23 protein-coding genes are annotated in these 20,890 nt (G+C 67.2%); 15 read left to right on the top strand and 8 right to left on the bottom strand.

All coding sequences use genetic code 11. The annotated features are described in order from the left end of the window. The first annotated feature begins 22 nt into the window (after positions 1–22). Positions 23–610, top strand: coding sequence for a TetR/AcrR family transcriptional regulator (locus tag AC4ELS_RS15880; protein ID WP_064886566.1), 588 nt, complete (start codon positions 23–25; stop codon positions 608–610). Here the strand turns inward: AC4ELS_RS15880 and AC4ELS_RS15875 are convergent. After that, positions 587–1,156: a TetR/AcrR family transcriptional regulator gene (locus AC4ELS_RS15875; protein ID WP_064886565.1), complete on the bottom strand. Its 570-nt coding sequence runs from the start codon at positions 1,154–1,156 to the stop codon at positions 587–589. The two genes, AC4ELS_RS15880 and AC4ELS_RS15875, sit on opposite strands and share 24 nt — an antisense overlap. A gap of 54 nt (positions 1,157–1,210) precedes the next feature. Between AC4ELS_RS15875 and AC4ELS_RS15870 the strand changes: the two genes are divergently transcribed. Further along, a complete protein-coding gene (locus AC4ELS_RS15870; protein ID WP_055118806.1) occupies positions 1,211–1,882 on the top strand; it encodes a class I SAM-dependent methyltransferase in 672 nt (223 codons plus the stop codon). On the opposite strand, the gene mmpH is transcribed toward AC4ELS_RS15870, so the two are convergent. The 5 genes from mmpH to AC4ELS_RS15845 form a co-directional block, all read right to left on the bottom strand. Further along, entirely contained in the window at positions 1,879–2,934 is a 1,056-nt protein-coding gene (gene mmpH / locus AC4ELS_RS15865) for an MMP endo-(1,4)-3-O-methyl-alpha-D-mannosidase (protein ID WP_499048100.1), read from the bottom strand. The two genes, AC4ELS_RS15870 and mmpH, sit on opposite strands and share 4 nt — an antisense overlap. Before the next feature lie 33 nt (positions 2,935–2,967). Beyond that, positions 2,968–3,690: a class I SAM-dependent methyltransferase gene (locus tag AC4ELS_RS15860; protein WP_448444745.1), complete on the bottom strand. Its 723-nt coding sequence runs from the start codon at positions 3,688–3,690 to the stop codon at positions 2,968–2,970. Next, a complete protein-coding gene (manT, locus tag AC4ELS_RS15855; protein ID WP_064886562.1) occupies positions 3,684–4,955 on the bottom strand; it encodes an MMP alpha-(1->4)-mannosyltransferase in 1,272 nt (423 codons plus the stop codon). Before manT ends, AC4ELS_RS15860 begins: the two co-directional genes overlap by 7 nt. Before the next feature lie 130 nt (positions 4,956–5,085). Beyond that, positions 5,086–5,541, bottom strand: coding sequence for a PPOX class F420-dependent oxidoreductase (locus AC4ELS_RS15850; protein WP_064958522.1), 456 nt, complete (start codon positions 5,539–5,541; stop codon positions 5,086–5,088). Continuing rightward, complete coding sequence (locus AC4ELS_RS15845) at positions 5,516–6,073, bottom strand: hypothetical protein (protein WP_064886575.1); 558 nt, start codon at positions 6,071–6,073, stop codon at positions 5,516–5,518. Before AC4ELS_RS15845 ends, AC4ELS_RS15850 begins: the two co-directional genes overlap by 26 nt. Before the next feature lie 114 nt (positions 6,074–6,187). Here AC4ELS_RS15845 and AC4ELS_RS15840 point away from each other — a divergent pair, with 114 nt between their 5' ends. The 7 genes from AC4ELS_RS15840 to AC4ELS_RS15810 all read left to right on the top strand — a co-directional run bounded on the left by AC4ELS_RS15840 (position 6,188) and on the right by AC4ELS_RS15810 (position 11,702). Then, entirely contained in the window at positions 6,188–6,478 is a 291-nt protein-coding gene (locus AC4ELS_RS15840) for a hypothetical protein (protein WP_236732169.1), read from the top strand. Between the two features lie 36 nt (positions 6,479–6,514). Then, on the top strand, positions 6,515–7,309 hold the full coding sequence (locus AC4ELS_RS15835; protein ID WP_499048098.1) for a DUF427 domain-containing protein: 795 nt from the start codon (positions 6,515–6,517) through the stop codon (positions 7,307–7,309). Between the two features lie 87 nt (positions 7,310–7,396). Further along, complete coding sequence (locus AC4ELS_RS15830; RefSeq protein WP_499048096.1) at positions 7,397–9,229, top strand: flagellar basal-body rod protein FlgG; 1,833 nt, start codon at positions 7,397–7,399, stop codon at positions 9,227–9,229. After that, positions 9,226–9,411: a hypothetical protein gene (locus tag AC4ELS_RS15825; protein WP_064958525.1), complete on the top strand. Its 186-nt coding sequence runs from the start codon at positions 9,226–9,228 to the stop codon at positions 9,409–9,411. The genes AC4ELS_RS15830 and AC4ELS_RS15825 overlap by 4 nt, the downstream gene beginning before the upstream one ends. Beyond that, positions 9,408–9,848 carry a hypothetical protein gene (locus AC4ELS_RS15820; RefSeq protein WP_064886558.1) on the top strand — a complete coding sequence of 147 codons (441 nt, stop codon included), beginning with the start codon at positions 9,408–9,410 and terminating at the stop codon, positions 9,846–9,848. Before AC4ELS_RS15825 ends, AC4ELS_RS15820 begins: the two co-directional genes overlap by 4 nt. After that, positions 9,845–11,131, top strand: a complete 1,287-nt coding sequence (locus AC4ELS_RS15815) for a hypothetical protein (protein ID WP_499048094.1) — start codon at positions 9,845–9,847, stop codon at positions 11,129–11,131. Before AC4ELS_RS15820 ends, AC4ELS_RS15815 begins: the two co-directional genes overlap by 4 nt. Before the next feature lie 10 nt (positions 11,132–11,141). After that, positions 11,142–11,702 carry an isochorismatase family protein gene (locus AC4ELS_RS15810; RefSeq protein ID WP_499048092.1) on the top strand — a complete coding sequence of 187 codons (561 nt, stop codon included), beginning with the start codon at positions 11,142–11,144 and terminating at the stop codon, positions 11,700–11,702. Here the strand turns inward: AC4ELS_RS15810 and AC4ELS_RS15805 are convergent. Beyond that, complete coding sequence (locus AC4ELS_RS15805) at positions 11,695–12,510, bottom strand: enoyl-CoA hydratase/isomerase family protein (RefSeq protein ID WP_499048090.1); 816 nt, start codon at positions 12,508–12,510, stop codon at positions 11,695–11,697. The genes AC4ELS_RS15810 and AC4ELS_RS15805 overlap by 8 nt on opposite strands. A 98-nt stretch (positions 12,511–12,608) precedes the next feature. Between AC4ELS_RS15805 and glgX the strand changes: the two genes are divergently transcribed. The 6 genes from glgX (at position 12,609) to AC4ELS_RS15775 (ending at position 19,438) form a co-directional block, all read left to right on the top strand. After that, positions 12,609–14,726: a glycogen debranching protein GlgX gene (glgX, locus tag AC4ELS_RS15800; protein ID WP_499048262.1), complete on the top strand. Its 2,118-nt coding sequence runs from the start codon at positions 12,609–12,611 to the stop codon at positions 14,724–14,726. Positions 14,727–15,027: 301 nt separating this feature from the next. Further along, positions 15,028–15,480 (top strand): MarR family winged helix-turn-helix transcriptional regulator, encoded by a 453-nt coding sequence (locus AC4ELS_RS15795; RefSeq protein ID WP_499048088.1) that lies wholly within the window; start codon positions 15,028–15,030, stop codon positions 15,478–15,480. Further along, the gene (locus tag AC4ELS_RS15790; protein WP_499048086.1) at positions 15,477–16,304 is read left to right on the top strand and encodes an ATP-binding cassette domain-containing protein; all 828 of its coding nucleotides are present in this window, start codon (positions 15,477–15,479) and stop codon (positions 16,302–16,304) included. Before AC4ELS_RS15795 ends, AC4ELS_RS15790 begins: the two co-directional genes overlap by 4 nt. A 25-nt stretch (positions 16,305–16,329) precedes the next feature. After that, entirely contained in the window at positions 16,330–17,100 is a 771-nt protein-coding gene (locus AC4ELS_RS15785; RefSeq protein ID WP_064885221.1) for an ABC transporter permease, read from the top strand. Between the two features lie 71 nt (positions 17,101–17,171). Further along, a complete protein-coding gene (locus AC4ELS_RS15780) occupies positions 17,172–18,329 on the top strand; it encodes an acyl-CoA dehydrogenase family protein (protein ID WP_064885210.1) in 1,158 nt (385 codons plus the stop codon). Between the two features lie 8 nt (positions 18,330–18,337). Next, positions 18,338–19,438: an acyl-CoA dehydrogenase family protein gene (locus AC4ELS_RS15775; RefSeq protein WP_499048085.1), complete on the top strand. Its 1,101-nt coding sequence runs from the start codon at positions 18,338–18,340 to the stop codon at positions 19,436–19,438. Here AC4ELS_RS15775 and AC4ELS_RS15770 read toward each other — a convergent pair. Continuing rightward, the gene (locus AC4ELS_RS15770) at positions 19,388–20,890 is read right to left on the bottom strand and encodes an MFS transporter (protein ID WP_499048084.1); all 1,503 of its coding nucleotides are present in this window, start codon (positions 20,888–20,890) and stop codon (positions 19,388–19,390) included. The two genes, AC4ELS_RS15775 and AC4ELS_RS15770, sit on opposite strands and share 51 nt — an antisense overlap.

Genomic DNA, 20,890 nt, shown 5'->3' with positions numbered 1-20,890 from the left:
AGGCAAAGCAAGGGGGTCGGCCATGATGACCTACCGGCTGCGACTTCTCGACGGTCTCGCCGCGGCGATCACCGACAAGGGCTATCGCGAGACCACGGTGGCCGACATCGTCCGCCACGCCCGCACCTCCAAGCGCACTTTCTATGACCAGTTCGGCACCAAGGAGGACGGTTTCCTCGAGCTGCTGCGCGCCAACAACGCCGCCCTCGTCGACGGCATCCAGACCGCTGTCGACCCCGAGGCGCCCTGGCAAGACCAGATCGGGCAGGCCGTGGGCGCCTATGTCGACCACATCGCGTCCGCCCCGGCCATCACGTTGAGCTGGATTCGTGAACTGCCGGCACTGGGCAGCAGAGCTCGACCGCTGCAACGCGCGGCCCTACGCGAACTGACCGACCTGCTGATCGAACTCAGCGGCAGCGCCGGCTTCGAGCGCGCGGGTCTCCCCCGACTCGCCGAGCCGATGGCCATCATCCTGTTGGGCGGGCTTCGCGAACTGACCGCGCTGATCGTCGAGGACGGCAGGGACATCCAGGAGATCTACGGCCCCGCGGTCGCCGCGTCGACGGCGATCATGACTGCGAATTCAGCTCAGCACCAACCGCGCTGACTTCTCCAACCGCTGCGAGATGGCAGCGTAGGTCTCGTATCCCATCCCGGCCCACACCAGCGTGCCGGTGTAGAGCAACTCGAGCGCTTCGATCACATCGAGGTCTACTTCGGGCCCGAGTGCCGCGACCAGTCGGCCCCGCACGTCGGCGCCGATGCGCTGGCGCAGGGCGTCCACATCGGGGTCCTTGCCGAGTAGGGCGTTGGTGACCGCACCGGCGAACTCCGGTTCGTCGGCCACCAGCGAGGCGATGTGGCGCAGCACCTCGACCACCCGCGTGGCCGGGTCGGCCGATTCGTGAGCGGCCGGCGGCGCGGCGGAAAGCCTGCGCCAGAACACCTCGGCGACGAGGTGTTCTTTCGACGAGAAGTACGTGTATGCCGTGGCTGCTCCGACCCCGGCCTCGGCAGCCACCCGGCGCACGGTCAGTCCGGCGAATCCGTCCCGGGTGATCAGCTGTAATGCGGCCTTACCCAGGCGCTCGACAGTATCGGCCTGCCGTGCACTCAGACGGCGGCGCGTCGACTCCAGAGCCGTCTCGGACACGTGTCCGGACGCTACTACAACCGCCTGAGGCCAGCAACGGTAGGTTGGGCATTCATGAGCACCGCTGACACCGCCCTGCCGCCCCGCGCCGAGCGTCTCTTCACCCTCGCCGAGCAGGTCATCGGCTTCATGCCCGCCGACGAGGGTCGTGCGCTCTACGACGCCGGAGTGCGTTACCTCGACGGTGGGGTCGGGGTGGAGATCGGCACCTACTGCGGCAAGTCGACGGTGATGCTCGGCGCGGCCGCGCAGGAGACCGGCTCGGTCCTCTACACCGTCGACCATCACCACGGCTCGGAGGAGCACCAGGTCGGCTGGGAGTACCACGACACCACCATGGTCGACCCGGTCACCGGGTTGTTCGACACGCTGCCCACCATGCGCCACACCCTGGATGCCGCGGGGTTGGACGAGCATGTGGTGGCCGTGGTCGGCCGCTCACCCGTGGTGGCACGGGGCTGGCGAATGCCGTTGCGGCTGTTGTTCATCGACGGCGGCCACACCGAGGAGGCCGCACAGCGGGACTTCGACGGCTGGGCCCGCTGGGTCGAGGTCGGCGGCGCGCTGATCATTCACGACGTGTTCCCCGATCCGAATGACGGCGGCCAGGCGCCGTTCCACATCTACCAGCGTGCGCTGGCCACCGGCGCCTTCGACGAGGTCGCCGCGATGGGTTCGATGAGGGTCCTGGAGCGGACCTCGGGCGAGCCGGGTCAGCTGGACTAGCGGTCGCCGGCCTTCCCGCCGACGCACTCACAGTCGTACTCGCCCTCCAGGCCACGCGGTAGCCCGACGCCCCGGAAGATGCCGCTCGCCGCGGTGGTCTGCGACAGCGCGTCGGCGGCCAGGATCATGGCCGCTCCGGTCCAGGTGGTGCGCTCCTCGGGCCAGCGCTTGCCGTCAGCGAAAACCAGCCCGGTCCAATAGGATCCGTCATCCTCACGCAGGTGCTGCATGGCCGCGAACTGTTCGTGCGCCCTGCGGGTGTCACCGATCGCGTCCAGTGCCATCACCAGCTCGCACGTCTCCGCGCCGGTGACCCAGGGCCGGTGGTCGACGCACCGGATGCCGAGCCCGGGCACGACGAAGTCATCCCAACGATCGTCGATCCGCGTTTGGGCAGCCGCCCCGCTCAGGGCGCCGCCCAGCACCGGGTAGTACCACTCCATCGCGTGGGTGTCCTTGGCGGAGAACGCTTCTGGATGCGCAGCGATGGCGTGCCCGAGCCGCCCGACGGCAACCTCCCATTCGGGCTGAGGATCGTCGAGGTAATCGGCGAGCGCCAGCCCGCACCGGATGCTGTGGTAGACGCTCGCGCAGCCCGTCAGCAGTGCTTCCTCGACCGGACCCGCGGGACTTGCGGCCCAGTAGATCTCACCACCGGATGCTTGGAGGCCCAGCACAAAGTCCAGCGCCCGGGTCACCACCGGCCACATCAACTCGGCGAAGGCCCGGTCCCCGGTGATCAGCACGTGGTGCCAGACGCCGGTGGCCACGTACGCACAGAAGTTGCTGTCGCTGTTGGCATCCTCGATGACGCCGTTGCGCAGTTGGATCGGCCAGGAACCATCCGCACGCTGCACGGTGCGGCACCAGTCGAACGCCGCCCGGGCCGGTTCGATCAGGCCGGCCACGGTCAGCGCCATGGCGTTCTCGACGTGGTCCCACGGATCGGTGTGGCCGCCGTCGAACCACGGCAGGGCCCCTGAGGACTCCTGGGTCGCGGCGATCGACCGTGCCGTCTGTACGCAGTCGTCTGGTGTCAAAACTCCGGGCACACCGGGGATCTCAGGCAGGAGCACAGCGGCGGCCTACCCGTTGTATTCCGGCTTGCGGAAGTAGAGTGCCACGCTCTTGCCGATCACCGGGTTCAGCAGCGACTCGGCGGTGCGGGTGAGCCACGGGCGGCCCATCATGTCCCACACCAGCAGCTGGTGATACGCCTTGACTGCGAAGTGGTCGTTCTTCTCGGTGCCGACAAGACATTTGAGCCACCAGTACGGCGCGTGCAGAGCGTGCTCGTGGTGCGTATAGGTGAGTTTGAGCCCGTGCGCCAGGACCTTGTCGCGCAGCTCGTCGGCCTTGTAGATGCGGATGTGTCCACCCTCGTTGGCGTGGTAGGAGTCCGACAGCAGCCAGCACACCTTCTCCGGGAGCCAGCGCGGCACGGTGATGGCCAGGGAACCACCGGGTTTGAGAACACGTACCAGTTCGGCGATGGCCTGCTCGTCCTGCGGAACGTGCTCCAGGATCTCCGAGGCGATGACGCAGTCGAAGCTGGCGTCGGTGTAGGGAAGGTCGAGCGCGTCACCCTTGACGGCCTCACCCTTGGCCGACAGCGGAACCTCGCCCTCTGCCCGCATGGCCTGCAGCATGGTGTCGACGTCGTTGAGGTCGGACGCACTCTGGTCGAAGCCGATCACCGATGCTCCGCGCCGGTACGCCTCGAATGTGTGCCGGCCCGCGCCGCAGCCGACGTCGATCACCGTGGTGCCCGGTCCGACACCGAGACGATCGAAATCGACGGTCAGCATGAAGTCACCTTTCCTTCTCCTGCTCCTCGCGTGCGCAGCCCAACCCGCTCACGGGCCATCTCGTACACCGATACCGTCTGTGCGGCAACCGATTCCCAACTGAAGACGTCGAGCGCCCGCTGTCGCCCGGCGGCGCCGAGTCTGCGCCGTTCCGACGGCGAGTCGAGCAGTTCACCCAGGACGGCGGTCAGCTCGTCGACGTCGGCGGGGCGCACCAACCGGGCGCAGGCACCGTCGTCACCGACCACCTCGGGCAGTGCCCCCGCGCGGCTGGCCACGATCGGGGTTCCGCTGGCCATGGCCTCCACGGCGGGCAGCGAAAAGCCTTCGTAGAGCGACGGGATGCAGGCCACTTCGGCGGAGGCGAGCAGCGCGGCGAGTTCCTCATCGCTCAGCCCGCTGGAGCTGTGCACGATGTCGGAGATACCGAGCTCGGCAATGAGTTTCTCGGTCGGCCCGTTCGGTTCGAGCTTCGACACCAACTGCACGTCGAGATCGCGGGCCACCCGCAGCCGGGCCACCGCATGCAACAGATTGCTGACCCCCTTGAGCGGCACATCGGCGCTGGCGATCGCGATGATCCGTCCGCTCACCCGGTGCTCGGCAGGTTTGAACAGTTCGGTGTCCACGCCCAACGGCACGATGTGCAGCTGATCCGGCGCCACCCCGAAGTCCTCTGCGATATCGGCCGCCGAGGACGACGACACGGTGAGCAGCTCGGGGATCCTGCGGGCCACCTTCTTCTGCATCTCGGCGAACCCGTACCAGCGCCGAACCAGCGGTTTGCGCCACCACTTGGCCGCGGCGATCTCGACGACCCGGTCACGCGTGATCGGGTGATGCACCGTGGCCACGACGGGCAGGCCGCTGTCGGCGATCTTCAGCAGTGCCGAGCCCAGGCTCTGGTTGTCGTGGATGACGTCGAATTCGTCGCGGCGCTCGGCCAGAATCCTCGCGACCCGCATGGTGAAGGTCCGCGGCTCGGGGAACCCGGCACTCCACATGGTGGCCAGTTCCAGGGCGTCGATACCGTCGCGGATCTCACTGGGCCGGGGCACCCGGAACGGGTCCGGCTCGCGGTAGAGATCGAGGCTGGGGACCTTGGTGAGCTTGACCCGGGGGTCCAGGCCCTCGGGGTAGGGCTGGCCGGAGAAGACCTCGACGTCGTGGCCGAGTTCGGCGAGCCCGCGGCTCAGATAGCGCACGTAGACGCCCTGGCCCCCGCAGTGAGTCTTGCTCCGATAGGACAGCAACGCGATACGCATAATCAGATCACCCGACGGCCGAAATCGTGCTGAGCTGGGAATACACGCTCACGCGTCGACTCCGAACCCTCTGGACATGTGTCCAGACTATAGTTTGACCTGCTAGCCAACGCAACGCGTCGGCCGGCGGTCAGCCGGGAGGAAAGCCGCCCGTGGCAACCGGGCCCCAGCGCACCGGCGTGACCCGGATCAGGCACTTGCCCTGGTCCACCATCGCCTGCCGGTACTCATCCCAGTCCGGGTGCTCACCCGCCACCGCACGGAAGTAGTCGACCAGCGGTTCCACCGCGTCGGGCAGTCCGATCACCTCGGCGTCACCGTCGACCTGCACATACGGACCATTGAACTCATCGGACAGCACCGTCACGCTGGCCCGGGGCGTACGCCTGAGGTTGGCCGCCTTCGCCCGCTGCGGATAGCTCGCGATCACGATGCGCCCATGCTCGTCTACCCCACCGGTCACCGGCGACGTCTGTAGCGAACCGTCGGCCCGGAAGGTGGTCAGCACCATGTGGTGCCTGGGGCGCACGAAGTCCAGGAGTTCGTCGATCCCTACGGCGTCAGCGGTCGCGTACTTTCTGGTCATGGTTCGACGGTAGGACAAAGGCGAAGGGCCGTGGGAAACCCAGCCCGGTCAACCGCGCGCCGCGGAGCGCCTCGATCTCGACCGGCAGCACCATGCCCGACGACGGTTCGTAGCACTCCAGAACCTCAGGGCCCTCGCCGACGAGCAACACCCAGTGCCGTGGGATGCCGCGCTCGCCGATCAGCATCGCCACCGGCCACCCCTCGGCGACCGCAGTTCGCACGTCCGACAACGAGTCGCGGGTACCCCGAAATCGCCGCCACCGGTATGCAACTCCACGTTTCGCACTGTGATCGGTCAATGCGCGGGCCATACCCGCAGGTGTGGTCCCGAGCTGTCGCGGCCAGATCCGGTTGACAGCGGCGTGAATTCGCCCCTGCTCCGCAGCGAACCAGGTGTGCCCCTCAGGGCTCAGCAACTCCGCACGATACGTGTGATCCAGCAGGGCGCCGGCCACCACCGCCACGGTCGGGCCGCACGTGACCCCGTCGCGCTGCCGTAGCCGCAAGGCCGCCAGTTTGCCTGGCTTCACACAGATCCGGTCATCGGAGCGATCAATTTCTGCCATCGGAATTAAAGCGTCTGAACTGCCGGTTCTTACCGGTACATGGCAGCGTAAGCGACTATCGGAAGTAAGGACACTCCAGTGCGAAACACCATCGGAAACTCTCGGATCGTCGCCGCGGCGCTGGGCGTTGCGGTGGCCGCGATCATTGGTTCGGCGGGGGTGGCCTCGGCTGCGCCCAACGGCCCCAGCAATGCCCAGCAGACCATCAAAGAGCTGCAATCGCAGGGTTACACGGTGATCGTCAACCGCGTGGGCTCGTCGCCACTGGATCAGGCGTCCGTCGTGGCCGTGCGCCCGGGCCCCAACTTCAGCCGAACCGACACTCTCAGCGCGGTCACGCAGCGCACGGTTTACGTCGACGTCAAGTAGCAGACAGCCACCGCCGTCGGCGCCGATAATGATGCGATGGCAGTGAAAGTGGCGGACCTGCTCGGCAGCGAGTTGGGTGCTTTGCGATATCAGCCCACGCCCAAGCGAATTCGGATCTGTCTCGGCGGTGAGCCGGTGGCCGACACCGGCGAAGCTGTGCTGGTCTGGGAGCCACGGCGGGTGGTCCCGACATATGCGGTGCCGCGCTCTGCGCTGACGGCGCAACTCGTTCCGGCCGGCGGGGATGTCGGGGACGACGAGATCCCCGGCTTCCTCGATCCGTCGGTGCCGTTCACCGCGCACACCTGCCCGGGCACGGCGTTCGACGTCATCGCCGGTGAGGAAACCGGGGCCGCCGCAGCGTTCCAGCCGGACGACCCGGAGCTGAGCGACTACGTGATCCTGGACTTCGCGACGTTCGAATGGCGTGAAGAGGATGAGCCGATCGTCGCGCACCCGCACGACCCGTTCCACCGGATAGACGTCCGGCGCAGCCGCCGACGCATCCGCATCGAACTCGACGGGAAGTTGCTGGCCGAATCCTGCAGTCCCATGCTGCTATTCGAGACCGGACTGCCCACCCGCCGCTACCTTCCCCGCGAAGACGTGCTGGCCGTTCTCGACGTCAGCGACACCGTCACCTACTGCGCCTACAAAGGCCGGGCCACCTACTATGCACTGCCCGGCGGGCCTGCCGATGTCGCCTGGGCCTATCACGAACCACTGATCGAGGCGGTGCCGGTCCGCGACCACATCTGCTTCTTCGACGAGCGGGTCGACGTATTCGTCGACGGTGAACGGATGGATCGTCCCGTCACGGCATGGAGCTGACGACGCAGGACTGACGGAACGTCTGTTTGCGGCCGCCTGGTTCTGGCAACATCTGACACCGACACCAATGTCAGCTGACCGGAGGTCATGATGGGCCCATCGGACGTCACGCTCACCGCGGCCGCCGGGACAGAGGGCGGAGGTGCCGCACTCGATCAGGTGATCGGGATGTCGGTGGTCGCCCTGATCGTCACGGTCGCGCTGCTGTGGATCGGCTATCTGCACCGCAACCGGCGCATCACCTGGCTGAACAATTTCGCCGAATGGCTGGGCCGCAAGTTCCACCGGCCGCCGTGGGTGGCGCTGCAGGTGTTCCTGTTCACCGCGACGATCATCTGCGCGCTGTTCGGTTTCATCTGGGACGTCAGCCTGCACATCGGCAAGGGGCGCGATGCCGGCCCGCTGGCCAACCCCGCGCACTATTTCATCCTGATCGGCCTGTTCCTGCTGTTCATCGCCGGGTCGATGGCCATCGTGCTGCCGTATGACAAGCCCGGTCCGGCCGCCATCCGGATCACCCGTACCTGGTACGCCCCGGTCGGCGGTGTGCTGATGGCGCTGTGCGGGCTGTACGCGCTCATCGGTTTCCCGCTCGACGACATCTGGCACCGGATCTTCGGACAAGACGTCACCCTCTGGGGCCCAACCCATTTGATGCTCATCGGTGGGGCTGGGTTGTCTCTGATAGCCGTGCTGTTACTGGAACACGAGGGCCGGGTGGCCATGGGCCCCGACGGCATGGCCGAGGACAGCAAGTTCAACAAGTTCCTCTACTTCCTGTCCTTCGGCGGCCTGTTCATCGGGCTCTCGGTGTTCCAGATCGAATACGACTTCGGCGTCGAGCAGTTCCGCCTGGTGCTGCAGCCGATGATGATCGCGGCCGCGGCGGCCTTTGCCGCAGTCGCGGCACGCCTGGTCCTCGGCCCGGGTGCCGCGCTGATCGCCGCCGCGTTCGCGATCGCGCTGCGCGGCGCCGTGGCCTTCGTCGTCGGTCCGGTCCTGGGCGCGCCGATCAGTTGGTTCGCGCTCTACCTGGGCCCGGCACTGGTGATCGAACTCATCGCACTGACCCCACTTGTGAAGCGCCCCATACTGTTCGGCGCGGTGGCCGGTCTCGGTGTGGCCACCGTCGGACTCTGGCTGGAATCGTTGTGGATCGGCGCGGTCTACCACTATCCGTGGCCCACCAGCATGTGGGGTGAGGCGCTGGCGATGGCGATCCCGGTCGCCATCGCGATGGGCCTGTGCGGCGCGCTGCTGGCCCTGGTCCTCACCGGGCAGCCGTTACCCCGGCCCGCGGTCGGAATCTCCATCGTGGTGCTCACCGTCCTGGTGATCGGCGGTGCGGTGGCCAACGGATTGCGCACCGAAGTTCCGCAAAATGCCACTGCCACCGTCACTTTGACCGATCTCCCGGCCCAGAACGGGCAACGCATGGCCTCGGCCGATGTCCAGATCACCCCGGCCGACCTGGTCAGTGACAACCCCGAGTGGGTGTCGATCCTGGCATGGCAGGGCGGTCTGGCAAACGATCGCGGTCTGATGATCAACCGACTGGAGCAGGTGGGCCCCGGGCACTACCGCTCGACACAGCCCATCCCGGTATCCGGGAAATGGAAGACCCTGCTGCGGGTGCAGGACGGAACCACCATGGCCGGCGTGCCGATCTTCCTGCCCGCCGACCCGGGCATCGGTGCCCCCGAAACCCCGGCACTCGCCTCCAGCAACCGGGAGTTCGTGCAGGAGATCGAGATCTTGCAGCGCGAACGCAATCTCGATCATCCGTCCTGGCTGTACAACGCGGCTTCGCTGGTTGTCCTGGTGTGCACCCTGATCCTGATCGCCGGGCTGACCTGGGGCGCGGGCCGGATCAACGCCAGGGAGCTGGCCGCGGGCCGTGAACCCGCCGGGCTCACATGACGTATCAGGCCGACCACACGCTGCTGCTGGCATTGCCGGCGTTTGCTCCGGCCGTGGTCGTGGTGGGCGTCGTGGTGTACGTGGCGATGCGGGACAGGCGCCGCGGACAGGACAGCGACGCGAACCAAGACGACGTTCAAGGTGAAGGTACGGACTCCTCAGGCGAAGATGGTTCACCGTGATCAACCTCAAATGCAGTGTCATCGTCCTGGCGTCCGCTCTCGCCCTGGTGACGGCCGGCTGTGGCGGCTCCGGCGAGTCCGAGAAGACCGACGGCTCAGCCGGTTCGGCCACTCCTTCGGTCACCACAGTGAACCCGTCGGACATGACCAACGAGCAGCAGGCACCTGCCCGGCTGCTGATCGACGTCACCATCAAGGGCGGGGAGGTCACCCCGACCAACGAGCGGGTGCAGGGCAAGGTCGGCGAGCCGATCGTGGTGCGGGTCAACAGCGACGCCACCGATGAGCTGCACGTGCACTCCAACCCCGAGCACAGCTTCAAGATCGAGGCCCGCAACGGTCAGCAGTTCCAGTTCACCGTCGATGTGCCCGGCACGGTCGACATCGAACTGCACCACCTGAACCGCACGATCGCCAGCGTGCAAGTACAGCAGTGACGTCCGGGTCGACCGCGGTACTGGCCCATGGTCTGGGCGGTTCGACCGATCTCCCGATCCCGTACACCTATGCGCTGATCGGTGCGGCGTGGACGCTGACGTTCACCTTCGCGGTGGTGGCACTGGCCTGGCGTCGGCCCAGATTCGATCCGGGCAAGCCGGGCCTGCCACTGCCGTCCTGGGTGACGACGGCCGTCGACGCCGCCGTGACGCGCTGGGTGGTGGGCCTGCTCGCGCTCGCCCTCACCGGTTGGGTGGCCTACACCGGCTTCGCCCGGGCGGCGGGCGCCAATCCACTGCCGGGTGTCTTCTACGTCCTGCTGTGGGTTGGGTTGGTCGCGGCGTCGGTGCTGTTGGGCCCGGTGTGGCGGCTCATCTCTCCGGTCCGGACGCTGTACCGCTTCATACCTGTCGCCGCCCGGCGCCACTACCCCGAGCGGCTCGGCTACTGGCCGGCCGCCGCGGGGTTGTTCGCGTTCGTATGGCTGGAGTTGGCCAGCCCGGACCCGGGATCGGTTGTGGCGATTCGCAACTGGCTGTTGGTCTACCTGGCGGTGACACTCGCCGGAGCATTGTGCTGCGGTCCGCGCTGGCTGGAGAGCGCCGACCCGTTCGAGGTGTACAGCACGGTGGCATCGAAGCTTTCGCCGGTGCGCCGCCACGACGGCCGGTTCGTGCTGGGCAACCCGTTCGATCACCTGCCGTCGCTGACGGTGCGGCCGGGGCTGGTCGCCGTGCTGGCGGTGCTCCTGGGATCCACCGCGTTCGACAGCTTCTCGGCGATGCCGCAGTGGCGCAACTTCGTCGACGCGCATTCGGGATCGCCACTGGGCTCCAGCGCGATCCGGACCGTGGGCCTGCTCGCGTTCGCCGCCACGGTGGCGGTCACGTTCTGGGCGGCCACCCGCACCACCGGCGGGGTCGACCGCCGGCTGCGCCGCCAATTGCCCGGGCTCATGGCGCACTCGCTGATCCCGATCGTCATCGGCTACGTGTTCGCGCACTACCTGTCATATCTGGTCGAGCGGGGCCAGCAGACGGTGATCCTGCTCTTCGGGCTCCACGACGTCCAGGTCAGCTACTTCCTGTCCGGTCATCCGACGCTGTTGGCCACCCTCAAGGTCGGGTGCGTGCTCGCCGGTCACGTGGCCGGGGTGATCGCGGCGCATGACCGGGCCCTGCGCCTGCTGCCGAAACAGCACCAGCTGACCGGCCAACTCGCGACGATGCTGGTGATGGTCGGCTACACCTTCACCGGTCTTTACCTGCTGTTCGGCGGGTAGCGTCGGGATCATGCACACGCCCCGGGCACTCATCGTCGTCGACGTGCAGAACGATTTCTGTGAGGGCGGCTCGCTGGCGGTCACCGGTGGGTCGGCGGTGGCGCGGCACATCACCGCACTGCTCGCCACCGACCACGGATACGACCATGTGGTGGCCACCAAGGATTTCCACATCGACCCGGGCGACCACTTCTCCGACACCCCCGACTATCGGACGTCGTGGCCGCGGCACTGCGTGGCCGGCACCTCGGGTGCGGCGTTCCACCCCGATTTCGATCCGGCCGCGGTCGAGGCCGTGTTCGAGAAGGGGCACCACTCGGCCGCCTACAGCGGCTTCGAGGGCGTCGACTCTTCGGGGACGGCGCTGGCGGACTGGCTGGCCGGGCGGGGCGTCGAGGCGGTGGACGTGGTGGGCATCGCCACCGACTACTGCGTCGCGGCCACCGCCGCCGACGCGGCCAGGGCGGGCCTGCGCACCCGCGTGCTCACCAGCCTCACCGCAGGTGTGGCGCCCGAGAGCAGCACTGCGGCAATCGATGAACTTCGCAGCGCCGGAGTGGAAGTCATCTAGTCGGATCGACGGGCCGGCCCGACCAGCGCGGCTCCCGACGCTCGACGTAGGCACGCACGCCTTCGCGCGCGTCGTCGTGCGCCATCAACTGCAGGTGAATCTCGGTCTCCCGGGCGCCGACACCCGCCCTGTCGAGGTCATATGAATCCCACAGCAGCCGCTTGCTGGCCGCGACGGACATCGGCGCGGTGTTGACCGCGATGTCGTGTGCCAGTTCCAGTGCGGCAGGCAGCACCTGCTCCGCCGGCAGCACCCGGCTCCCCAGGCCCAGTTCGACGGCGCGAAGTCCGTCGAATGTGGTTCCGGTCAGCAGGATCTCCGCCGCATTGGCCAGGCCCACCAGCCGGGGAAGCACCCAATGTGAGTAGGCGTCGCCGACCATGCCGCGCCGGGCCTGCACCACGCCGTACCGGGCATCGGCGGCGAAAAACCTGATGTCGCACTGCAATGCGATTGTCAGGCCGATCCCGATGGCATGTCCGTTGACGGCCGCGATCACCGGCTTGCCGAGGGTCCAGGCCGGTACGGCCAGGCCGGCGGCGCTGAAGTCCTGCCCCGGCTCGGTGAAGGTCTGCTCCCCCGCGCCGAGATCCGCGCCGGCACAGAACGCGGGTGGCGCCCCGGTCAGCACGATCACCCGGACCGCGTCGTCGGCGTCGCATCGCAGGTAGGCATCGGCCAACTCCTCGCGCATCCCGCCGCCGAAGGCGTTGCGCTGCGCTGGGCGGTCCAGCGTGATGACCGCGACCTGGTCGTCGACGGTGAGCCGCACCGTCCGATACTCCGGCGGTTCAGAGCGAAGGGTCACAGCTCGTAAGGTACCGCCGCCCGTTCGTCCGGCCGCAGATCCCCGAGCGCCGTATCGTCGAATTTGTGACCTCCACGGATCAAGTTGACCGAAGCGCTCTGGAAACGTGGCGGGGCAAGCCGTACCCGCTCGGTGCGACCTATGACGGCTCGGGTACCAATTTCGCGTTGTTCAGCGAGGTCGCCGACCGGGTCGAACTCTGCCTGTTCGATCCCGACGAATCCGGGACTCTGCACGAGACGCGGGTGACGCTTCCCGAGGTAGACGGATTCGTCTGGCACGGTTTCGTTCCCGGCATCGAGCCCGGGCAGCGCTACGGCTACCGGGTGTACGGCCCGTACGATCCGGCGGCCGGGCACCGCTGCAACCCGAACAAGCTCGTGCTCGACCCGTATGCCAAGGCCATCGAAGGTGCCTTCGACTGGGGCCAGCCGCTCTTCTCCTACGACTTCGATGATCCTGATACCCGCAACGACGACGATTCGGCGACCCACATGCCGAAAGCCGTGGTGATCAATCCGTATTTCGACTGGGGCGTCGACCACCCACCCAGCCACGAGTACGCCGACACCGTCATCTACGAGGCCCACGTCAAGGGCCTCACCCAGACCCACCCGGACATTCCCGAGCAGCTGCGCGGAACCTACGCAGGCGTTGCCCACCCCGTGATCGTCGAGCACCTGAAAGCCTTGGGGGTCAACGCCGTCGAGCTGATGCCGGTGCACCACTTCGTGGATGACTCCACCCTGGTCGACAAAGGGCTGTCGAATTACTGGGGTTACAACACGATCGGGTTCCTGGCGCCGGACCCGCGCTACAGTTCGGCCGGCACCCCGGGCGGGCACGTGCAGGAGTTCAAGGCCATGGTGCGTGAGCTGCACGCCAACGGCATCGAGGTGATCCTCGACGTCGTCTACAACCACACGGCCGAGGGCAACCACCTGGGGCCGACGCTGTCGATGCGCGGTATCGACAATGCCGCGTACTACCGACTGGTGGACGACGACAAGCAGTACTACATGGACTACACCGGTACCGGGAACAGTCTCAACGTCGGTCATCCCCACTCGTTGCAGCTGATCATGGACTCGTTGCGGTACTGGGTGACGGAGATGCATGTCGACGGTTTCCGCTTCGACCTGGCCGCCACGCTGGCCCGCGAGTTCTATGACGTGGACCGGCTGAGCGCGTTCTTCGAACTGGTGCAACAGGATCCGATCGTCAGCCAGGTCAAGTTGATCGCCGAGCCGTGGGACGTCGGCCCCGGCGGGTACCAGGTGGGCAACTTCCCGCCGCAGTGGACCGAGTGGAACGGCAAGTTCCGCGACACCGTGCGCGACTATTGGCGGGGCGAGCCCGCCACCCTCGACGAGTTCGCCTACCGGCTGACCGGTTCGGCCGATCTCTACGAGCAGACCGGCCGTCGCCCGTTCGCCTCGATCAACTTCGTCACCGCCCACGACGGCTTCACACTGCGTGATCTGGTGTCCTACAACGAAAAACACAATCAGGCCAACGGCGAGGACAACCGCGACGGCGAGAGCAACAACAAGTCGTGGAACTGCGGGGCCGAAGGCCCGTCCGACGATCCTGCGGTCAACACCCTGCGCGCCCGTCAGCAGCGCAACTTCCTGGCCACTCTGCTGCTGTCCCAGGGTGTTCCGATGCTCTCCCACGGCGACGAGTTGGGCCGCAGCCAGCGCGGGAACAACAACGTCTACTGCCAGGACGACGAGATCTCCTGGATCGACTGGGCCACAGCCGATCTCGACCTGATCGAGTTCACCCGGTCGGTGTCGGCGCTGCGCGCGGCGCATCCGGTGTTCCGGCGCCGCAGGTTCTTCGACGGTCGACCGGTACGGGAGGCGGGCGCGGCCGCACTGCCCGACATCGCGTGGTTCGCCCCCGACGGCTCCGACATGTCCGCCGAGGACTGGGAGACGGGGTACGCCAAGTCGGTTGCCATGTACCTGAACGGTCAGGGCATCGCCGACCCGGATGTCCGGGGCCAACGCGTGGTCGACGACTCGTTCCTGTTGTGCTTCAACGCGCACTACGAGCCCATCGAGTTCGCGTTACCACCGGCGGAATTCGGCGCCCGCTGGATTCCCGCGATCAGCACTTCGGCAAACTCCACACGCGACGCCACCCCGGCCGCCAACACGGTCAGTGTGGATGCGCGCGCCGTCCTGGTGCTGCAGGCCGAATCAGATTGAGCGTCAATTCAAAGCGTTGCTAATTGGTCCAATGTCCCTGCCCTAACCAGGAAATCTGGTACCTTGAACATGTAGCAGCCGTGGCCGCCTAAGTAGACGTTGAGCGCTTGCTTGATGTCACCGGCCGGGCGGGCTGGGGGGTACGAGCCGAAGAGCGGCGGCAACTACCCTGCGGCCACGGCTGCGGCGTCTCAGCGGGTTTGCCGCGCCCCACTTCCGAGCCTGGCAAGTTGGTTCATTCAGCGTTCATCTCGCAGTCACGCATCATGCAATACCTCTGTTACAGAGGTATTTTGTCGGCGTGGAAGCACATCGAGATCTCGTCGGCGAGTTGTTCACCGTCGTCGGCCGGTTCCGCAGACAGTTACGCCGGGCCACCGGCGGCGGATTCGATGCCACCGGGTTGACCCAGTCCCAGGGCGAACTGTTGCGCCTGGTCGGCCGACGGCCCGACATCTCGGTGCGCGAAGCGGCCGCCGAACTCAGCCTGGTGCCCAATTCCGCGTCCACGCTGGTGTCGCGCCTGGTCGGAGACGGACTGCTGGCCAGAACCACCGACGACTCGGATCGGCGAGTGGTCCGTCTACGACTCACCCCGCCCGCACAGGCGATCGCCGACGAGTCAAGGGCGGCCCGCCGCGCCGCGCTTTCGGCCGTGCTGGCACAACTCGACGACGACCAGATCAATGACCTGGCAAACGGATTGGACGTGATGACCGAACTGACCCGGCTCCTGCACGAGGGGGACACATGACCGACCCGGCCATCGACTGCCGGCACCTGACCCATCGTTACGGCACCTTCACCGCCGTCGACGACCTCACCCTGCAGGTACATCGCGGCGAGACCCTGGGCCTGCTCGGCCCGAACGGGGCAGGCAAGACCACAGCGGTGCGGGTGCTGACCACACTGACGCCGGTGCAGGAAGGCGAGGTGCGGATCTTCGGTCTCGACGCCGAGCGGCGCACCATGGACATCCGACACAACATCGGCTATGTGCCGCAACAACTCTCGATCGAGGCGGCACTGACGGGCCGACAGAACGTCGAGTTGTTCGCGCGACTGTACGACGTGCCGCGGGCCGAACGCAGGGAGCGGGTCGACCAGGCGCTGGAGTCGATGCAGCTGCTCGATGTTGCCGATGCCGTGGCGGGCACCTACTCAGGAGGCATGGTGCGCCGCCTCGAGCTGGCCCAGGCACTCGTCAACCGTCCACTGCTGCTGATCCTCGACGAGCCCACGGTCGGGCTCGATCCCATCGCCCGCGACAGCGTCTGGACGCAGGTCGGCCGGATGCAGGCGGAGTTCGGGATGACGGTGCTGCTCACCACGCACTACATGGGCGAAGCCGACGCCCTGTGTGACCGGGTGGCACTGATGCACCACGGCCGGTTGCAGGCGGTCGGAACGCCAACCGAACTGAAGGCACGGGTGGTCAAGGCCACCGATGCCCCCGATGCCACGCTCGAGGACGTCTTCCGCCACTTCGCCGGTTCGGACCTGACCGACGACGGGCAACAGAACGGCGGCATGCGCGAGGTACGTGCCACCCGCAGGACGGCCCGCCGTGTCAGCTGAGTCCCTGGTCCTGGCGCCGCGCGGGATGCGACGGGTCCGCGCGATGGCGCTGCGGATGTCGGCCTTCGCCCTCGTCGAACTGCAGAAGCTGCGCCACGACCGCACCGAACTCTTCACCCGCATGGTCCAGCCCGCGCTGTGGCTGCTGATCTTCGGCCAGACCTTCAGCCGACTCCATCTCGTAGACACCGGTGGCGTTCCCTACCTGACATTCCTGGCGCCGGGCATCATCGCCCAGTCGGCCCTGTTCATCTCGATCTTCTACGGCATCCAGATCATCTGGGACCGTGACGCCGGCATTCTGGCCAAACTCATGGTTACGCCGGCGCCGGCCTCCGCCCTGGTGGCGGGCAAGGCGTTCGCAGCCGGGGTGCGCTCGGTGGTCCAGGTGCTCGGAGTGGTGCTGCTTGCCTATCTGATGGGCATCGCGATGACGGTCAATCCGCTGCGCATCCTGGCCGCGATGGCTGTGGTGGCGCTGGGTGCGGCGTTCTTCGCGTGTCTGTCGATGACCCTGGCCGGGTTGGTGCGCAAACGCGACCGGCTGATGGGGATCGGCCAGGCCATCACCATGCCGTTGTTCTTCGCGTCCAATGCGCTCTATCCCGTCGACATCATGCCGACCTGGCTGCGATGGCTCTCCACGGTCAACCCGCTCAGCTATGAGGTGAACGCGCTACGCGGGCTGCTGATCGGCACGCCGACCAATTGGGCACTCGACATCAGTGTGCTCATCGTGGCTGCGGTGCTCGGAGTCGTCGTCGCCTCGTCGTTGCTGCGTCGACTGGTGCGCTAGACGCATCCCCGGTGCACCCAACCAACCGGGTGGTTTAGGGTGCAGACAGATCCACCGACAGGGAGACGGTCATGCAACTGGCGCTCACACCGGAGGAAGCAGCTTTCCGCGATGAGCTGCGCACCTTCTACACGACGAAGATTCCCGCCGAGCTTCGAGAACGAAACCGGCTGGGGCTGCCGATCGGCAAAGAGGGCATCATCACGGCGCACAAAATCCTCCATGAGCACGGTCTTGCGGTGCCCAACTGGCCCGTCGAGTGGGGCGGCAAGGACTGGACGCCCAACCAGCATCAGATCTGGCTCGACGAGATGCAGTTGGCCAGCGTTCCCGAGCCACTGACCTTCAACGCGAGGATGGTCGGCCCGGTGATCGCCGAGTTCGGCTCGCAGGAGGTCAAAGAGCGCTTCCTGCCGCCGACCGCGGCGCTGGACATCTGGTGGTGCCAGGGCTTCTCCGAGCCCGAGGCCGGCTCCGACCTGGCCTCGCTGCGCACCACCGCGGTGCGCGACGGCGACAGCTACGTCGTCAACGGCCAGAAGACGTGGACGACGCTCGGTCAGCACGCGGACTGGATCTTCTGCCTGGTCCGCACCGACCCGCAGGCCCCCAAGAAGCAGGCCGGCATCTCGTTCCTGTTGTTCGAAATGGACACCCCCGGTGTCACGCTGCGCCCGATCAAGCTGATCGACGGCAGTTACGAGGTCAACGAGGTCTTCTTCGAAGACGTCCGGGTGCCCGCCAACCAGCTCGTCGGCGAGGAGAACCAGGGCTGGACCTACGCGAAGTTCCTGCTCGGCAACGAGCGGACCGGCATCGCCCAGGTGGCCCGCACCAAGGTTCGCCTGGCCGAGGTCAAGGAACGGGCCGCGGCCAACGGCCTGCTGGCCGATCCGCTGTTCGCCGCCCGCCTGGCCGAGGCCGAGAACGACGTTCTCGCACTGGAACTCACCCAGATGCGGGTGACCTCGGATTCGGCCGACGGCAAGCCCAGCCCGGCATCCTCGGTGCTCAAGCTGCGCGGCAGCCAGCTTCAGCAGACCGCCACCGAGCTGCTCGTCGAGGTGGCCGGCGCCGACGCGCTGCCGTACGAGGCCGACGACATCGCCTCACCGGAGTGGGCCCAGCACGCCGCCCCGCACTACCTCAACTACCGCAAGACCTCGATCTACGGCGGTAGCAACGAGGTGCAGCGCACCATCATCTCGTCCACCATTCTCGGATTGTGAGTTGAGCCATGGACTTTCAGCTGACTGACGAACAGACCCTGCTGGCGGACACCACCCGTGACCTGCTGTCGGGCTACGACACCGAAAAGCGCAACAAGGTGGTGGAGTCCGAGCCCGGATTCGACCGCCAGGTCTGGGGCCAGCTCGCCGAGATCGGCGTTCTGGGACTGGGTTTCGATGAGGACTCCGGCGGCCAGATCGAGATCATGGTGGTGCTGAACGAGATCGGACGCCGGCTGGCACCCGAACCCGTCCTGCACGGGGCGATCGGCCCCGGCGCGATCATCGCCGAGGTGGGTACCGACGCCCAGCGCGCCCTGCTCGACGACGTCGCCGCGGGTGAGCGGATCCTGGCCTTCGCCCACGCCGAACCTGGCTTGCGGGGATCGGCAGGGGTGACGACGACCGCGACGAACAGCGGCGACGCGTGGACGCTGAGCGGCACCAAGAACCCGGTGCTGGCCGGCGACGTCGCCGACACGCTGATCGTCAGCGCCGCCCTGCCCGATGGAGGAACTGGACTGTTCCTGGTCGACGCCGCGAACGTCACCCGCACGGGCTACCGCACCTTCGACGGCCAGCGCGGGGCCCAGGTCGAGCTGGATGCCACGCCTGCCGAGCCGCTCGGCGAGGCCGCCGACGCCGGTGAGGCGATCACCAACGCCCTGATGCGGATCTCGGCGGCGCTGTGCGCCGAGGCGGTCGGCGTGATGGAGGAATCGCTGCGCCTGACCACCGATTACCTCAAGCAGCGCAAGCAGTTCGGGGTCACACTGAGCAAGTTCCAGACGCTGACCCAGCGCGCCGCCGACATGTACATGTCGTTGGAGCTGGCGCGCAGCATGGGCACCTACGCCGCAATGTCGATCGCCGACGGCGAGCTCAACCCGGTGATCGCGGCGCGCGCCAAGCTGCAGATCGGCCGCTCGGGTCGGCACGTCTCGCAGGAGTCGATCCAGCTGCACGGCGGTATCGGCGTCACCGCGGAGTACCCCGTCGGCCACTACGCCGCGCGGCTGACGGCGATCGAGCACACCCTGGGCTCGTCGTCGGATCAGCTACGGACGCTGGTCGGCCAGCTCGACAGCTACGAGATCGCCACGCTCTGACACCAAACGCTCAGCAGCTTCTGAAAGCGCCCCGTCCAGTTCTGTTTCAGCCGGCCGGGGCGCTTTCGGTATTGCCATGGCGATCAGCGCGGCACCGGCAGCCGCGGCCGCGGCGATCAGCAGCGCGGTGCGGAACCCGGCCGGTGACGGCAGCGCGTGCCCGGCGAACGTGATGGTCATCTGGGCCAGCACCGCCGTCATCACCGCACTGGAGGTCGAGGTCCCCAGCGAGCGGGCCAGCGAGTTGATGCTGTTCGCGGACGCGGTCTCCGACACCGGCACCGCGGCATTGATCAAGGCGGGTAGCGCGGCGAAGGCGAAACCGACGCCGAAGCTGACGATCAGGCCGAGCACCATCAGGCCTACGGGGCTGCCGAGCATCAAGGTGCCGGCCAGGTAGCCCACGGCGATGATCGCGCTGCCGATCACCAGTACGATCTTCGGCCCGCGCGCCGACACCACCCGTGCGGCGACCGGTGCCGCGGCCATCATCGCCAGTCCGCCGGGCGCCATCCACAGACCGGTCGCGACCATGCTCTGCCCCAGGCCGAATCCGGTCTCCCGCGGCATCTCGAGCAACTGGGGGCCCACCAGCGACAGCGCGAACATGCCGAAGCCCACCGCGATCGAGGCCAGGTTCGTCAGCAGCACAGGCCGTTTCAACGTGGTGCGCATGTCCACGATGGGCGAGGGCACTCGGTACTGCCACCAGGTGAACACACCGAAGGTCGCCACCGCGGCGGCGAACATGCCCAACGTGGTGGCATCGGTCCAACCCCACATCGCGCCCTTGGAGATCGGTAGCAACAGCAGCACCAGGCCGATGCCCAGCGTGACGGCGCCGACCGGGTCGAACCGGTGATCGGCGGACACGGGTTCCAGGTCGGGCACCAGCAGGACGAACAGGATGCCCGAGGCCAGGCCGAGCGCGGCCGCACACCAGAACAGGGCGTGCCAGTTGAACTGTTCGGCGATCACCGCCGACAACGGCAGGCCCAGCGCGCCGCCGACGCCCAGCGACGCGCTCATCAAACCCATGGCCGACGCCACCCGCTCAGGAGGCAGGGCGGCGCGCAGCACGCTGATGCCCAGTGGGATCACCGGGGCTCCGAACCCCTGCAGCCCACGCCCGAGGATCAACGGGATCAGCGAGGTCGTCATGGCGGCGATCACCGATCCGACGAACAGCAGGACAGCGCACAACACGAGAATCCACTTGGGGCCGTACATATCCCCGAGGCGGCCCAACATCGGTGTCGCGACGGCGCCGGTCAGCAGGGTCGCGGTGATCGCCCACGAGGCGTTGGCTCCGGTGGTGCCGAGCAGGGTGGGCAACTGCGGGATCAACGGGATGATCAGGGTCTGCATCAGCGAGACACTGATACCGGCGGCCGCGAGGACGGCGATCAGCAGCCCGTCGGACGCCGATCGGCGCGCAGGCTGATTAGGCAT

This window comes from Mycobacterium shunyiense (genome assembly GCF_058270035.1).
The sequence above is the reverse complement of the archived record's forward strand: the minus strand, read 5'-3'. Positions and strand labels throughout refer to the sequence as shown.